The organism is Roseateles sp. GW821-FHT09H10, assembly GCF_059415865.1.
Window position 1 is genome coordinate 102,987 of the sequence record NZ_JBWKOB010000005.1, and the last position, 13,205, is coordinate 116,191.

The following is a 13,205-nucleotide window of genomic DNA, read 5'->3' on the forward strand; positions in this document are numbered from 1 at the left end:
GCTCGGGGGCGCGACGTCAATCACTAGAGCGCCGCACATCCTCAGAAGGCATGAGAGCGGCGTTGCGGAAACACCGCAGCCGGGATGCGACCGCCGCGCGGGGCTCGGTCGGTGTTTCCCTGGCTACTGCAGCGTCGCCCCGCCACCCTCGGGCTGGTGGCCCGGCGGCGTGAACAGCGCGCCGACGTCCACGGCGTCGAAGCGGTAGTGCCGGCCGCAGAAATCGCAGCCGATCTCGACGTCGCCGCGCTCGGCCAGCACGCTGTCGACCTCGTCCCGGCCCAGGCCGCGCAGCATCTGGCCGACGCGTTCGCGCGAGCAGGTGCAGGCAAAGCGCGGCGCCTGGGGCTCGAAGCGGGTCACCGTCTCCTCCCAGAACAGGCGGCGCAGGATGGTGTCGGCGTCCAGCGTCAGCAGTTCCTCGCTGGTCAGCGTGCCGGCCAGGATGGAGATGCGGTTGAAGGCGTCGGACAGGCCGATGTCGTCCTCATTGCGCTTGCCTTCGAGGTTGCCCTCGCCTTCGACCGGCAGGCGCTGGATCAGCAGGCCGGCGGCGATGTCGCCATTGGCGGCCAGCACCAGGCGGGTGTCGAGCTGCTCGGACTGCAGCATGTAGTGCTCCAGCACCTCGCTGACCTTCTGCAGCGGCTCGCGCTGGTCGCCATGCAGGGGCACGACGCCCTGATAAGGCTGCTGCCCGGGGAACTTGTCCTTGGGGTCCAGCGTGATCGCGCAGCGGCCCTGGCCGTTGACGTTGACCATGGCCTCCAGCGTCGCGCCCGCCTCCACCGTGCCGACGCACTTGGCCGTGGAGCGGAAGGACAGGTCGGGCTGCACCTCGGACACGGCCAGCTTGACCGGGCCGTCGCCGAAGACCTGCAGCACCAGGGCGCCGTTGAACTTGATGTTGGCCTGCATCAGCACGGCCGCGGCGCTCATCTCGCCGAGCAGGTCGCGCAGCTCGGGCGGGTACTCCTGACCCGGCTCGCGGCGCGACAGCAGCTCCTGCCAGCCCTCGGTCAGGCGCACCAGCATGCCGCGCACGGGCAGGCCTTCAAACAGGAATTTGTGGAGTTCGCTCATCGGATTTTCTTCAGGCCGGCCGCATAGCGGCGGCCGTTGTTGACATAGTGGGCCGCGCTGGCCTTCAGCCCGGCAATCTGGGCCTCGGTCAGTTCCCTCACGACCTTGGCCGGCGCGCCGACGATCAGCGAGCCGTCCGGAAATTCCTTGCCCTCGGTCACCAGCGCGCCCGCGCCGACGACACAGTTGCGGCCGATACGGGCGCCATTCAAGACCACCGCCCCGATGCCGATGAGGCTTTCGTCACCGACCGTGCAGCCGTGCAGCATGACCTGGTGGCCCACCGTCACGTTCTCGCCCAGCACGAGGGGAAAGCCATGGTCGGCATGCAGCACCGAGCCGTCCTGGATGTTGCTGCCGGCGCCGATGGTCAGCGTGTCGCTGTCGCCGCGCAGCACGGCGTTGAACCAGACGCTGACGCCTTCGCCCAGCGTCACGCGGCCGATAACCTCGGCACTGTCGGCCACCCAGGCCGTCTCGGCCACGTCGGGAATGTGCTCGTCGAGCTGGTAGATCGCCATCGCGGGCCTCCCGTCAAAGTGGTGTCAAAACGGCGAATTTTAGAATCCGGGCGATGTCCGAACTCCGACTGGCCACGCTCGGCCCCCTGTTGATCGCCGACGCGCCCGCCAAGGCGAGGGCCACGCTGGCCCTGGATACGGCCCTGCCCGTCGATGCGGCCACCGCCATTGCCGAACCCGCGGGCATCCCGGGCCGCCCGGCGCGGCCCCACCTCGTCGAGCACATCCGGCTGAAAGCCCCATCCATGCGCACCCCGGCGGGCATCGCGGCCCTGGTGCACGCCATCGCCCATATCGAGCTCAATGCCATCGACCTGGCGCTGGACGTCTGCTGGCGCTTTGCCGGCATGCCCGAGGCCTTCTACCGCGACTGGCTGCGCATCGCCCAGGAGGAGGCGACCCACTTCACGCTGCTGCGCGAGCATCTGCTGAGCCTGGGCTTCGATTACGGCGACTTCGACGCCCACAACGCGCTGTGGGACATGGCCGAACGCACGAAGCACGATCTGCTGGCCCGCATCGCCCTGGTGCCACGCACGCTGGAGGCCCGCGGCCTGGATGCCTCGCCGGCCGTCAAGCGCAAGCTCGTGGGTGCCGGCGACCAGCGCGCCGGCGAGATCCTGGACATCATCCTGCGCGACGAGATCGGCCATGTGGCGGCCGGCAACCGCTGGTTCCGCTTCCTGTGCGAGCAGCGCGGTCTGGCACCGGTGGCCACCTATGCCGAGCTGGCCGCGCGCTACCAGGCGCCCAGGCTGCGCGCGCCCTTCAACCTGGAAGCCCGCCGCGCGGCCGGCTTCGACGAGGCGGAACTCGCCGCCCTGCAACAAGCTTCCTGATGTCTCGCGTCCAAGCCAATCTGCTGCTCACCCTGGTCGCCCTGATCTGGGGTTCAGCCTTCGTCTTCCAGAACCGGGCCATGGCCGATGTCGGCCCCCTGCTCTTCACCGGCGTGCGCTTCCTGGTCGGCGCCCTCGTCGTGCTGCCCCTGGCCTGGCTGGAATGGCGCCGCCTGGGCCGCGAGGGCCGGCCGCTGAGCCGCCTCGACGGCTGGCATATCGCTGGCCTGGGCGGGTTGATGACCCTGGGCGCCGTCATGCAGCAGATCGGCATCCAGACCACCAGCGTCACCAATGCCGGCTTCCTGACGGCCGTCTACGTGCCCCTGGTGCCCGTGCTGGCCTGGCTGCTGCTGCGCCAGGTGGCGCACTGGTCGGTCTGGCCGGCGGCAGCGGGCTGCCTGGCCGGCGCCTTCCTGCTGTCGGGCGCGCATGAGCTCAATATCGGCCTGGGCGACAGCTGGGTGGCCACGTCGGCCATCCCCTGGGCCGTGCATGTGCTGATGGTGGGCCGCTGGGCCGACCGAATGGGAGCGCCCTTCCTCGTCGCCAGCGGCCAGTTCGCCGTCTGCGGCCTGCTGTCGCTGGTCGCGGCCTTCGTCATGGAGCCGATCCGCTGGGCCGGCCTGCAGGCCGCCGCCGTGCCCATCGCCTTCACCGGCGTGCTGTCGGTGGGCATCGCCTTCACGGCCCAGGTCGTCGCGCAGCGTTACGCGCATGCGGCAGACGCGGCCATCATCCTGTCGTCCGAGACCCTGTTTGCCGCCGCCTTCGGCTATGCGCTGCTGGGCGAGCGCCTCAACAGCGCCGGCCTGATCGGCTGCGCGCTGATGCTGGGCTGCATCCTGCTGGTGCAGCTGATGCCTCTGGTGGGAACCCTGAGGCGCCGGCAAATTCTGACAACCCCGTCAAATTAGCCCATAGACTTTGCGATCCCTTTCGAGGAGCCCCGCATGAGCGCTGACGTTTCCAAGCTGGATGCCTACTGGATGCCCTTCACGGCCAACCGCCAGTTCAAGCAGGCGCCGCGCCTGCTGACCCAGGCCGACGGCATGTTCTTCCGCGACGACAAGGGCCGCGAGATCCTCGACGGCATTGCCGGCCTGTGGTGCGTCAATGCAGGGCACAACCGCCAGAAGATCGTGCAGGCCATCCAGGACCAGGCCGCCGAACTGGACTTCGCGCCGCCCTTCCAGATGGGCCATCCCAAGGCTTTCGAGCTGGCCGAGCGCCTGGCCCAGATCACGCCGGCGGGGCTGAACCGCATCTTCTTCACCAACTCGGGCTCCGAGTCGGTGGACACCGCGCTGAAGATGGCCATCGCCTACCACCGCGTTCGTGGTGAAGGCGCCCGCACCCGGCTGATCGGCCGCGAGCGCGGCTACCACGGCGTCAACTTCGGCGGCATCTCGGTGGGCGGCATGGTGGCCAACCGCAAGATGTTCGGCAGCCTGCTGGCCGGCGTCGACCACATCCGCCACACCCACGATCCGGCCCGCAACGCCTTCTCCGTCGGCATCCCGCCGCATGGCGCCGAGTTCGCCGACGACCTGGAGCGCCTGGTCGCACTGCATGACGCGTCCACCATCGCCGCCGTCATCGTCGAGCCCGTCGCCGGCTCCACCGGCGTGCTGATCCCGCCCCAGGGCTATCTGCAGCGCCTGCGCGACATCTGCGACAAGCACGGCATCCTGCTGATCTTCGATGAGGTCATCACCGGCTTCGGCCGCACCGGCAACCCTTTCGGCGCCCAGACCTTCGGCGTGACGCCCGACCTGATGACGGTGGCCAAGGGCATCACCAACGGCTGCGTGCCCATGGGCGCCGTCTTCGCCCAGCAGAAGATCCACGACGCCTTCATGACGGGGCCCGAGCACCTCATCGAGTTCTTCCATGGCTACACCTACTCGGCCCACCCGCTGGCCTGCGCGGCCGGCATCGCCACGCTGGACACCTACGCCGACGACGACCTGCTCACGCGTGCCGCGCGCATGCAGGATGAATTCGCCAAGGCCCTGCATTCCCTTCGTGATGAACCCAATGTCATCGATGTGCGAAACATCGGCCTGGTCGGTGGCGTCGAGTTGAAGCCCCTGGATGGCCAGCCGGCCAAGCGCGCCTTCAATGTCTTCCTGGACTGCTGGGACAAGGGCCTGCTGATCCGCACGACCGGCGACACCATCGCGCTGTCGCCGCCGCTGATCATCGAGAGCAGCCATATCGAACGCATCGTCGACACCCTGCGCGGCGCGCTGCGGCGGGCCGCCTGACGCGCTGCGACTAGACTGCGCCGCCGCCGCGGCACGAGCCGCTCCGAGGATTTGTTGATGAAGTTGTACGCCCGTTGCGCCGCCGTTGCGGCTTCCCTGCTGCTGTCCCTGCCCGCCGTCGCCCAGACGCTGACCTATCTCGGCCAGCAGATCGTGCAGGGGAGCCCGATGTTCAAGGGTGCGCCCGTCGGCGGCCTGTCCAGCATCGACTATGTGCCGGCCACGGGCCGCTACCTCGCCATCTGCGATGACCGCAGCGACCGCGCGCCGGCGCGCTTCTACGAGCTGAGCCTGGACCTGTCCAAGTTCCGCCGCAGCGCCACGCCTGGCGAGGCCGGCGTGGCCTGGGTCAACATGACGACCATCCTGGACAGCGACGGCCAGCCCTTCGGCCGCAACCAGGTCGACCCCGAGAGCCTGCGCCTGGATGCCCGGCGCAACCTCATCTACTGGGCCAACGAGGGCCAGCGGGTCTCCAGCGGCATGCAGAACCCGACGCTGCGCCGCATGAACCTGGACGGCAAGCCCGCCGGCGAGTTTGCCGTGCCGGGCTATTTCAATCCTACCGGCAGCGCCAGCGGCATCGCGGCGGGCGATGTCGGCGTCTACAACAACCTCGGCTTCGAGAGCGTCGCCATCACGCCCGACGGCAAGACCCTGTGGAGCATGAGCGAGAACGGCCTGGCCCAGGACAGCCTGCCCACGGCGGTGGGCCGCGGCAGCCGCGCGCGCATGCTGTCCTTCGACCTGGACAGCGGCAAGGCCGGCCCCGAATACATCTACGACGTCGGCCCCGTGCCCTTCCCGCCGGCGCGGCAGGGCGATTTCGCCACCAATGGCGTGCCCGACATGCTGGCCCTGTCGGCCCATGAGTTCATCGTCATCGAGCGCGCCTTCGCCGTCGGTGCCGTGACGCCGGGCGTCGCGGCGCTGACCAGGCAGCCGACCAGCAACACCATCAAGCTCTATCTGATCGACACCCGCGGCGCCACCGATGTGTCGGGCTGGCCCAGCATCAAGGGCCGCGAGGTGGTGCCGGTCAAGCGCGCCATGCTGCTGGACCTGTCCTCGCTGAAGAACGACGACGGCAGTGTGCTGGCCCTGGACAACATCGAGGGCATCACGTTCGGTCCGATGTTTGAGGGCAAGCGCACGCTGATCCTCGTGTCCGACAACAATTTCAATCCCGCTCAGTTCACCCAGTTCATCGCCTTCACGTTTGAATGAGCCCCTCGCCCAGCCTTGCGCCGGCTGAACGCCGGCAAGCCTGGTCGGTCCCCCTAGGGGACGGCGATGCTTGCCGGATCGACCGGCAAGCACATCGCCAACCGGGCCGGCTCGGGAGCGGCCCAGCGCTCGGCCCGCAATACGCCACAAAACGCGCGATGGATAGCTGATGCACCCCGTCCCCTGGCGCGCCTACGCGCTGCTCGCGGCCAGCACCAGCCTGGTCGGCAGCTATGTCGGCCTGTCCAAGCTGCTGGTGGCGGCCTTTCCCATCTTCCTGCTCGCCGGCCTGCGCTTCGGTTTCGCGGCCCTGCTGATGCTGCCCTGGCTGAAGAAGCCCGCCCACGAGGCGCCGCTGGACGCACGCTCGCGCTGGCTGCTTTTCCTCGAATCGTTTCTGGGCAACTTCCTGTTCTCCATCTGCATGCTGTTCGGGCTGCGGCAGAGCTCGGCCGTGGTCGCGGGCGTCATCATGGCCGGCATTCCGGCGGCGGTCGCGCTGCTGAGCTGGGTCTTCCTGCGCGAGCGCCTCAGCGGCCGCGTGCTGGCGGGCATCGCTTGCGCCGTCGGCGGCATTGGCCTGGTGGCCAGCGGCAGACAGGGCGGCGCGGAGACGACACCTGTCGGCGCCCTGCTGCTGCTCGCCGCCGTGTTCTGCGAAGGCTGCTATGTCGTCATCGGCAAGAAGCTCACCGCCGGCCTCGGCCCCAAGCGCATCAGCGCGTTGATCAATCTCTGGGGCCTGGTGCTGGTCGCGCCGCTGGCCGTCTGGCAGGCCCTGAGCTTTGATTTCGGCGCGCCGCGTCTGCTGGACTGGGGGCTGCTCGCCTACTACGCCGCCACGGCCAGCGTCATCACCGTCTGGCTCTGGATGGCCGGCCTGAAGGGCCTGCCGGCGGCCAAGGCGGGCGTCTTCATGGTCTTCCTGCCCATCAGCACGGCCCTGATCGGCCTGGCACTCGGCGAATCCATCTCCGCCACGCAGGCCCTGGCCTATGGCCTGGCCTTATTGGGTGTGCTGCTGGCGACATGGCCGGCCAAGGCCGGCTCTCGGTAGGATGCCGGGATGTCGTCCCTGGAAGCCGATCTCGCCCGCTGGCGCGAGCACCTGAACCGTTTCGCCGCCCTGCTGGGCAACCCGCCCGACCGCGAGGCCGTGCCGGCGCCCGAGGCCCAGCCCGGCCACTGCCTGGTCTTTGCCCCTCACCCGGACGATGAGTGCATCGTCGGTGCGCTGCCGCTGCGCCTCAAGCAGGAAGCCGGCTGGCGCGTCAGCAATGTCGCCGTGACCCTGGGCAGCAACGCCGAGCGCCGCGAGGCCCGCTGGGCCGAGCTGGTGGATGCCTGCCAGGTGCTGGGCTTCGACTGCATCCGCGTGGGCGCGGACGGCCTGTCCGACGTGCGCGCCGACACGGTCAACGAAGGGCATGTGCAGGCCCTGGCTGTCGTCCTCACCGAACACCGCCCTGCCCTCGTGCTCGCGCCGCATGCGCTGGACGACAACCCCAGCCATCGCGGCGTGCACCGGGTCGTCGTCGAGGCCATCGCCGCCGCGCGGCTGGACACGGTGCTGGCCCTGACCGAGTTCTGGTCGACCCAGGAGCAGCCGAATGCCCTGGTGCAGACCAACATCGCCGACACCGCCCGCCTGATCGCCGCGCTGGAGCGCCACACCGGCGAGATCGAGCGCAACCCCTATCACCTGCGCCTGCCGGCCTTCCTGGCCGACTCGGTGCGCCGTGGCGGCGAACTGGTGCTGGGCGCCGGCGAAGAAGTGCCCGACTTCGCTTTCGCCACCCTTTATCGCCTCGTCGCCTACCGAAACGGTCAACCGGTGGGCGACCTGCCGCGCCGCGTCTTCCCTGCCGACCAGGCCCTGAATTCCGCCCTGCTCAAGCCATGACTTCACCGACCCACATCCGCGTCCATCAATTCGCCGGCCTGCAGACCGGCCCACGCCTGCTCGTCACCGGCGCGGTGCATGGCAACGAAGTCCATGGCACCAAGGCCATGGCCGAGATCATTCGCCAGCTCGATGCCGGCGAGCTGACGCTGCTGCGCGGCAGCCTGACCCTGGTGCCCATCGTCAACCCGCTGGCCCACCAGCTGAACCGCCGCGAGGGCGATCGCAACCTCAACCGCAACCTGCGCCCACCCGTCATCGCGCACGACTTCGAGGACCGCATCGCGCGCGTGCTTTGCCCGCTGATCGCCCAGCATGACGGCATCCTGGACCTGCACAGCTTCCAGGGCAACGGCCCGGCCTTCGCCATGATCGGCCCGCGCAACAACACGAACGAGCTGGAGCCCTTCTCGCAGGAGGCCACCGAGTCCGCCCTGGCTGCGCGCCTGGGCGTGAGCCGCATCGTCGAGGGCTGGCTGTCCACCTATGCGCTGGGCCTGCAGCGCCGCCAGCAGCGCGAGCACGACGGTTCGCGCCGCGCCTCGCTGATCAGCGACCCGCATTACGGCGTCGGCACCACCGAATACATGCGCTCCACCGGCGGCTGGGCCATCACGCTGGAATGCGGCCAGCATCTGGACCCGAACGGCCCCGAAGTCGCCCGCCTGGCCATCCTGCGCACCTTGGTGTTCCTGGGCATGCTGGATGAGAGCGCCGTCGAGCCGCATCGCCCCGCGCAGGCGCCGGAGCTGCTGCAGCTCTACGACGTCATCGACCGCGAGGACATGGGCGACGGCTTCGAGCGCGAATGGGCCAGCTTCGATGCCATCGAGAAGGGCCAGAAGATCGGCACCCGCGCCAGCGGCGAGGCTGTGCTGGCCCCGAGCGAGGGCCGCATCGTCTTCCCCAACATCAAGTCGCAGCCCGGGACGGAGTGGTTCTATCTGGCCAGGCCGAGCGACCGCCAGCTGGGCTGAAGGCTATTTGAACGAGACCTCCGCGGTGCTCATCACCTCGGTGCGCACATTCGGGACGCTGAGCCACTGAAAGACCGTGTTCAGCTCGGCCACGATGGCCTCGGCCGGGATGGTCTTGCCCTCGCCCAGCGGCAGCGGCTCCGTCGAATGCGCATCGCCGACCAGGGCCAGGTGATAGCCCCGATCCACCGCGGCATAGGCCGTGGCCCGGATGCACCAGTTCGTCGCCGCTCCTGCCAGCACCAGGCGCGAGACGCCCAGCGATTTCAGGCGCTGGTCCAGGTCGGTGTTGGCGAAGGCCGAGTTGTAGTTCTTGTGAACGACCTTCTCCGAGGCCGTCGGCACGAAGCCCGGCGCCAGCTTCCAGGCGGGGGAGCCATAGATCAGCTCCTTGTCGGCGTGCTGGACCCAGATGACCGGCACGCCAGCCACCCTGGCCTTGGCCACCAGAGTCTCGAGATTGGCGATGACGCGTTGGGCGTCCCACACGGACGCGAGCACGCCGACCTGGGCGTCGACGACCAGCAGGGCTGATGGGGCTTGCATGGGTGGGTGCGAAGCCGGTGTGGCCTGGGCGAAGGCGGGAGCCGGGCAGGAGACCGCCAGCGACGCGAGCAGGACTCTGCGGGTGAAAGGCATGGGCCGTCAGGATTCCGGATCAAACATGATCTCGCGCACCTCCTGCACGCATTGGCAGGCCTTGGCGATCCGCGCGGCCCACTGCAGAGCTTGCTCATGCGAGGCCACCTCGATGATGGAGAACCCGCCGATGACGGCCTTGGCCTCAGGGACGGGGCCGCCGGAGACCGTCCCGTCGGTCGCCACCAGGCTGGCCTGCTGGCGCAGGACACCGCCGCCGAAGATCCACACGCCCGCGGCCTTGGCGTCCCGGACCACGGCATGGGCCGCTTCGCCCACCGCCGGGAAGTCCGCCTCGGCAATATGGTCCATGGCGCCGTCGTCGAATGAGATCAGGTAGCGGGGCATGGCCTTGCTCCTCTGTCGGCCGATCAGGCCATTCGCCGGAAAAGCTCGTCAGGCCTTCTCGAACGTGACCGGCCTTGTGGTGCCGGCCTTGGCCCTGACGACAACGCTCTTGGCCAGCTTGTCATGCCAGCCCTGCTTGCGGGCATCGATGCCGACCCAGATCAGGCCGAGGCCCAGAGGCAGCGCGGAAACGAAATACGCGAGATAGCGGCCCACGGACTGGCCTGCGGTCAGGGTCTGGCCGGTCCTGGCATCCACGACCCGAAGCGACAGGGCCAGCTTGCCCGGCGTGCCTTGCTTGCGCAGCCAGAAGAGGATGGCCACGACCGCCGGCGCAACCCAGCCCACCAGGAAGTCGGCCGGGCCGGCGAAAACGCCCTGCCTGCCGTCGTCGAAGTAGGCGGCTCCGTAGATCGCGTAGAGGATGGGATAGGTGACCAGGATGATCAGCACGGTGTCGATGAGGGCCGCGACCGTGCGTATCCAGAAGCCGGCGTACTCGACTTCGGTGACGACGGGATCCAGAACATCGGCCTTGGGGGGTGCGTACTGATTCATGCTCATGGGCTCGGAAACTACCACAGGCCGCGCCGGAAGGCAGCTTCAGCGTTCGCGCCGGTAGTGCATGGCGACGGCGCCGTTGCGCAGCGGCTGCGCCGCGACCAGTTCCAGCCGTCGCGTGAGGGGCAGCCCGCTCTCGTACAGGGTGGGGCCGTGACCGGCAATCCTGGGATGGACGAGGAATCGGTACTCGTCGATCAGATCCAGGCGGTCCAGCTCCGCCGCGAGCCTGCCGCTGCCCAGCAGCACGCCGGCCGGGGTCGCGTCCTTGAGCTTGCGCACGCCCGCGCCCAGGTCACCGCTGAGGTGATGGCTGTTCGTCCAGGGGAAATCCTTGCGCGTCGACGACGCCACGTACTTGGGCTTGGCCTCCAGCTTGATCGCCCACTCGAGCAGAGCCGGCGGCGCTTGCACTTCGCCGCGGACGACGGCCGGCCAGTAGCCTTCCATCATCTCGTAGGTGACGCGGCCCCACAGCATGGCCCCGGCCTCATCCATCAGACGGGTGAAGAAGGCATGGGTCTCGTCGTCGGCAATGCCCTCCTGGTGGTCGACGCAGCCGTCCAGGGTGAGGTTGAGGCTGAAGGTCAGGAGGCCCATGGTGTGCTTTGTTTGGGGTTGCCTAGCTTGCAAGGCGGGACGCCAACTCGGCGATGCTCGATTCCCAGGCCTTGGTCCTCTTCCCTTCCGACCAGAGCTGCTTGAGCTCGGAAGACTGGGGGTCCAGCACTTTCTTGATGGCTTGGCGTGCCAACGGTGCCAAGCTGGCCAGCTCCGCTTTCGATTGGCGGGCGAGCCATGCTTGAAGCTCCTTGGGAAGCCTGGCGCTCGGCTTTCCTGCCGCAGCAGCGACGACCTCTGCGGCCGCCACCGCCGCAGAGGCCTCCGGTGCTTCGAGATACGTCGCTTTCGTCGCTGCGTTCAGCGTTGCAGCGACCACCTTGGCCCCGCTGCTTTGCGCACATTCGATCGCCCAGTCGAGCGCATCGTCGTTCTCGAAGCTGCCTTCGCCCCACGCGCCAGCGACTGCGGATGCCGAAAGCAAGAAGAACAGGACCAGTGCGAAGAGACGTGACATGAAGAATTACAGACTGATGCCGAACCCGTACCTGACCGAATGAAGCAAGACCAGCCAGACCAGCCCAGCGAAGAACAGCGGGCCCGTCGAGAGCGCCTGACCCACGAATTGCCGATGGGGTGCTGGCTGTCCGGAGCGGACGGCGTTCAGGTTTTGAAGATGCTGCATCGCTTGCGCGTCATCCAGCGCGTCGTTGCTGCTGTACATGCGCCATGCGCCCAAGGCCAGGCTGGCGGCCCCGACGTAGGAGCCAAGATCGATGAGCGCCGCCAGGCTCCACCCATTGAATGCCGCGAGAGCAGCAGAAACTGCGGCGCAGATGGCCAGGACGACGAGGAAGCTTTTCATGCTTGCTGGAATGCGGGGTGTATGGATGGGTCCGGAGATCCGCTGGAACGGGTGCCCGGCTTGCTGGACGGCGCTCTCTGGATGCAAAGGTTAGGTCTCGGTACTCTTGAGCCCCATGCCGAACGCAGCGCCTACGCCACCGGCAATGCCCGCCGCGAGCGGCCCGCTCAGCCCAAGGATCATGGCTACAACGGCAACGGGGATGAAGGCCAGTGCAAACCTGCTGTGAATGAGGGCCAGCTTGATCCCTTTTCCGCAATGCGGGCAGACCTTGGTCTTCCCAAACGAGTTCATCTCCTTGGAGAACAACCCAATGCTTGTTGAGCAATGAGGACACTTCATGGCATCTGCTCCTGGCGATCTGGCAAGTATTCGGGGGAGTGCATTTTCGATCTTCATGTCGGAGTGGTCAGGCGCCGCGCCTCGCAGGCCGCCGCCCTGTGAAACGAAGCCAGGACACCAAGCCCACGGCTGACAGCGCACAGGCGTTGATGGCCACCCCATCCCGGAACATGGGCGTGTGCCAGAAAAGGGATGCCGCCACAGCGACCGAAAGCCCGATGACTGCAAGCGCCGCCGGGGGACTGCGCCGAATCAGGAACGGCGACGCGGCCAGCGCAACGGCTGACAGGGCCACAGGTTGCAGCAGGTGAGCTTCCGGAGGTAGAACGCCAGTCAACTCGATGAAGCTGTTCAACCAGATGATCGGGGACACCGTGACCCAGACAACGACAACCGATCCGATGGCCACGAGCATCCTGGACGCGCGCGGCTCCGATACCCGCTCGACATCAGCGCCGGGAGGCTCAAATGGATTGCAGTCGCGCATCGGGTCTTGCCAGGTCGGGCGTTCGGCTTGAGCGGCTCTGGCCGCCCTTGCGGGCATCCCGCAGGCTCAGGGGCTTGGCGACGAGGCCGAGGGCTTTGCAGCGTATTTCTTGGACAGAAAGTAGCCGACAACCTTCCATCGGCCCTCATGCTTGTGAAAGACAGCTTTCTCCTCGACGCTGACCCGCGAAAAGTCGGTGTCGATGAAGATCGCGGCGTACTCGCCTGGGGGCGCGCCTTCCATCTGGTCAGCAAAGCCCACCTGCTTCACGCGGCGCGAGCTCTTCTCGCCCACGGCTGCGCGCAGCGTCGTGATGCCCGCAACCCAGGTGAGCTTGTTCGTGTTCTCTCGCAGCAGGGGACTCGTATGCTCCCAGGTCGCCTCGATGCTTCCCGCATCGATGAGGGCCAGCAGCTCCGACGCGGACCTGGCGACCGCGGCCTGCTCGGCGTTGAGGCCCGCCTCCAGTTGATCCGGCTTCACCGGAGTTTTCGCCTCCTTCTGGCAGCCGGCCAGCACAAGGGCTGAGAGGAGGATGACTGCGATGGTTTTCATGGCTTGAAGTCTGGCGTTCGAGGTCAA

The 13,205-nt window shown here is 67.8% G+C and carries 18 protein-coding genes; 8 read left to right on the plus strand and 10 right to left on the minus strand.

Going from position 1 to position 13,205, the window contains the following annotated elements:
* Positions 1–123: 123 nt before the first annotated feature.
* Complete coding sequence (gene hslO, locus AC07OY_RS21670) at positions 124–1,083, minus strand: Hsp33 family molecular chaperone HslO (RefSeq protein WP_495044653.1); 960 nt, start codon at positions 1,081–1,083, stop codon at positions 124–126.
* On the minus strand, positions 1,080–1,604 hold the full coding sequence (locus AC07OY_RS21675; protein WP_495044654.1) for a gamma carbonic anhydrase family protein: 525 nt from the start codon (positions 1,602–1,604) through the stop codon (positions 1,080–1,082). The genes hslO and AC07OY_RS21675 overlap by 4 nt, the downstream gene beginning before the upstream one ends.
* A gap of 53 nt (positions 1,605–1,657) precedes the next feature.
* Between AC07OY_RS21675 and AC07OY_RS21680 the strand changes: the two genes are divergently transcribed.
* From AC07OY_RS21680 to AC07OY_RS21710, 7 genes are all read left to right on the plus strand, one after another.
* Positions 1,658–2,443, plus strand: coding sequence for a ferritin-like domain-containing protein (locus AC07OY_RS21680; protein ID WP_495044655.1), 786 nt, complete (start codon positions 1,658–1,660; stop codon positions 2,441–2,443).
* Positions 2,443–3,360 carry a DMT family transporter gene (locus AC07OY_RS21685; protein WP_495044656.1) on the plus strand — a complete coding sequence of 306 codons (918 nt, stop codon included), beginning with the start codon at positions 2,443–2,445 and terminating at the stop codon, positions 3,358–3,360. Before AC07OY_RS21680 ends, AC07OY_RS21685 begins: the two co-directional genes overlap by 1 nt.
* Before the next feature lie 36 nt (positions 3,361–3,396).
* Positions 3,397–4,713, plus strand: a complete 1,317-nt coding sequence (gene aptA, locus AC07OY_RS21690; protein WP_495044657.1) for an omega-aminotransferase AptA — start codon at positions 3,397–3,399, stop codon at positions 4,711–4,713.
* 57 nt (positions 4,714–4,770) lie between these two features.
* Entirely contained in the window at positions 4,771–5,940 is a 1,170-nt protein-coding gene (locus tag AC07OY_RS21695; RefSeq protein WP_495044658.1) for an esterase-like activity of phytase family protein, read from the plus strand.
* Between the two features lie 169 nt (positions 5,941–6,109).
* A complete protein-coding gene (locus AC07OY_RS21700; protein ID WP_495044659.1) occupies positions 6,110–6,997 on the plus strand; it encodes a DMT family transporter in 888 nt (295 codons plus the stop codon).
* A 9-nt stretch (positions 6,998–7,006) separates the two neighbouring features.
* Positions 7,007–7,843, plus strand: coding sequence for a PIG-L deacetylase family protein (locus tag AC07OY_RS21705; protein WP_495044660.1), 837 nt, complete (start codon positions 7,007–7,009; stop codon positions 7,841–7,843).
* Positions 7,840–8,820 carry a succinylglutamate desuccinylase/aspartoacylase family protein gene (locus AC07OY_RS21710; RefSeq protein ID WP_495044661.1) on the plus strand — a complete coding sequence of 327 codons (981 nt, stop codon included), beginning with the start codon at positions 7,840–7,842 and terminating at the stop codon, positions 8,818–8,820. Before AC07OY_RS21705 ends, AC07OY_RS21710 begins: the two co-directional genes overlap by 4 nt.
* A 3-nt stretch (positions 8,821–8,823) precedes the next feature.
* On the opposite strand, the gene AC07OY_RS21715 is transcribed toward AC07OY_RS21710, so the two are convergent.
* The 7 genes from AC07OY_RS21715 to AC07OY_RS21745 all read right to left on the minus strand — a co-directional run bounded on the left by AC07OY_RS21715 (position 8,824) and on the right by AC07OY_RS21745 (position 12,193).
* Positions 8,824–9,366, minus strand: a complete 543-nt coding sequence (locus AC07OY_RS21715) for an isochorismatase family protein (RefSeq protein ID WP_495044662.1) — start codon at positions 9,364–9,366, stop codon at positions 8,824–8,826.
* 99 nt (positions 9,367–9,465) lie between these two features.
* Positions 9,466–9,807 (minus strand): YciI family protein, encoded by a 342-nt coding sequence (locus AC07OY_RS21720; RefSeq protein WP_495044663.1) that lies wholly within the window; start codon positions 9,805–9,807, stop codon positions 9,466–9,468.
* Between the two features lie 48 nt (positions 9,808–9,855).
* Positions 9,856–10,365 carry an RDD family protein gene (locus AC07OY_RS21725; RefSeq protein ID WP_495044664.1) on the minus strand — a complete coding sequence of 170 codons (510 nt, stop codon included), beginning with the start codon at positions 10,363–10,365 and terminating at the stop codon, positions 9,856–9,858.
* Positions 10,366–10,410: 45 nt separating this feature from the next.
* On the minus strand, positions 10,411–10,968 hold the full coding sequence (locus AC07OY_RS21730; RefSeq protein ID WP_495044665.1) for a dihydrofolate reductase family protein: 558 nt from the start codon (positions 10,966–10,968) through the stop codon (positions 10,411–10,413).
* Positions 10,969–10,990: 22 nt separating this feature from the next.
* Positions 10,991–11,446 carry a DUF4259 domain-containing protein gene (locus tag AC07OY_RS21735; RefSeq protein ID WP_495044666.1) on the minus strand — a complete coding sequence of 152 codons (456 nt, stop codon included), beginning with the start codon at positions 11,444–11,446 and terminating at the stop codon, positions 10,991–10,993.
* Between the two features lie 6 nt (positions 11,447–11,452).
* Positions 11,453–11,794: a hypothetical protein gene (locus AC07OY_RS21740; RefSeq protein ID WP_495044667.1), complete on the minus strand. Its 342-nt coding sequence runs from the start codon at positions 11,792–11,794 to the stop codon at positions 11,453–11,455.
* Between the two features lie 90 nt (positions 11,795–11,884).
* The gene (locus tag AC07OY_RS21745; protein ID WP_495044668.1) at positions 11,885–12,193 is read right to left on the minus strand and encodes a hypothetical protein; all 309 of its coding nucleotides are present in this window, start codon (positions 12,191–12,193) and stop codon (positions 11,885–11,887) included.
* A gap of 284 nt (positions 12,194–12,477) precedes the next feature.
* Here AC07OY_RS21745 and AC07OY_RS21750 point away from each other — a divergent pair, with 284 nt between their 5' ends.
* Positions 12,478–12,654, plus strand: coding sequence for a hypothetical protein (locus tag AC07OY_RS21750; protein ID WP_495044669.1), 177 nt, complete (start codon positions 12,478–12,480; stop codon positions 12,652–12,654).
* A gap of 35 nt (positions 12,655–12,689) precedes the next feature.
* Here the strand turns inward: AC07OY_RS21750 and AC07OY_RS21755 are convergent, their stop codons facing one another.
* Entirely contained in the window at positions 12,690–13,178 is a 489-nt protein-coding gene (locus tag AC07OY_RS21755; RefSeq protein ID WP_495044670.1) for a DUF4019 domain-containing protein, read from the minus strand.
* Positions 13,179–13,205: the final 27 nt, after the last annotated feature.

Bases quoted from the DNA above. Each gene is read 5' to 3' on its own strand.
- AC07OY_RS21705 (WP_495044660.1), top strand. From the start codon at position 7,007: ATGTCGTCCCTGGAAGCCGATCTCGCCCGCTGGCGCGAGCACCTGAAC.
- AC07OY_RS21745 (WP_495044668.1), bottom strand. From the start codon at position 12,193: ATGAAGATCGAAAATGCACTCCCCCGAATACTTGCCAGATCGCCAGGA.
- AC07OY_RS21750 (WP_495044669.1), top strand. From the start codon at position 12,478: ATGAAGCTGTTCAACCAGATGATCGGGGACACCGTGACCCAGACAACG.
- AC07OY_RS21735 (WP_495044666.1), bottom strand. From the start codon at position 11,446: ATGTCACGTCTCTTCGCACTGGTCCTGTTCTTCTTGCTTTCGGCATCC.
- AC07OY_RS21740 (WP_495044667.1), bottom strand. From the start codon at position 11,794: ATGAAAAGCTTCCTCGTCGTCCTGGCCATCTGCGCCGCAGTTTCTGCT.
- AC07OY_RS21675 (WP_495044654.1), bottom strand. From the start codon at position 1,604: ATGGCGATCTACCAGCTCGACGAGCACATTCCCGACGTGGCCGAGACG.
- AC07OY_RS21685 (WP_495044656.1), top strand. From the start codon at position 2,443: ATGTCTCGCGTCCAAGCCAATCTGCTGCTCACCCTGGTCGCCCTGATC.
- AC07OY_RS21700 (WP_495044659.1), top strand. From the start codon at position 6,110: ATGCACCCCGTCCCCTGGCGCGCCTACGCGCTGCTCGCGGCCAGCACC.
- AC07OY_RS21720 (WP_495044663.1), bottom strand. From the start codon at position 9,807: ATGCCCCGCTACCTGATCTCATTCGACGACGGCGCCATGGACCATATT.
- AC07OY_RS21710 (WP_495044661.1), top strand. From the start codon at position 7,840: ATGACTTCACCGACCCACATCCGCGTCCATCAATTCGCCGGCCTGCAG.
- aptA (WP_495044657.1), top strand. From the start codon at position 3,397: ATGAGCGCTGACGTTTCCAAGCTGGATGCCTACTGGATGCCCTTCACG.
- AC07OY_RS21755 (WP_495044670.1), bottom strand. From the start codon at position 13,178: ATGAAAACCATCGCAGTCATCCTCCTCTCAGCCCTTGTGCTGGCCGGC.
- AC07OY_RS21680 (WP_495044655.1), top strand. From the start codon at position 1,658: ATGTCCGAACTCCGACTGGCCACGCTCGGCCCCCTGTTGATCGCCGAC.
- AC07OY_RS21725 (WP_495044664.1), bottom strand. From the start codon at position 10,365: ATGAATCAGTACGCACCCCCCAAGGCCGATGTTCTGGATCCCGTCGTC.
- hslO (WP_495044653.1), bottom strand. From the start codon at position 1,083: ATGAGCGAACTCCACAAATTCCTGTTTGAAGGCCTGCCCGTGCGCGGC.
- AC07OY_RS21695 (WP_495044658.1), top strand. From the start codon at position 4,771: ATGAAGTTGTACGCCCGTTGCGCCGCCGTTGCGGCTTCCCTGCTGCTG.
- AC07OY_RS21715 (WP_495044662.1), bottom strand. From the start codon at position 9,366: ATGCAAGCCCCATCAGCCCTGCTGGTCGTCGACGCCCAGGTCGGCGTG.
- AC07OY_RS21730 (WP_495044665.1), bottom strand. From the start codon at position 10,968: ATGGGCCTCCTGACCTTCAGCCTCAACCTCACCCTGGACGGCTGCGTC.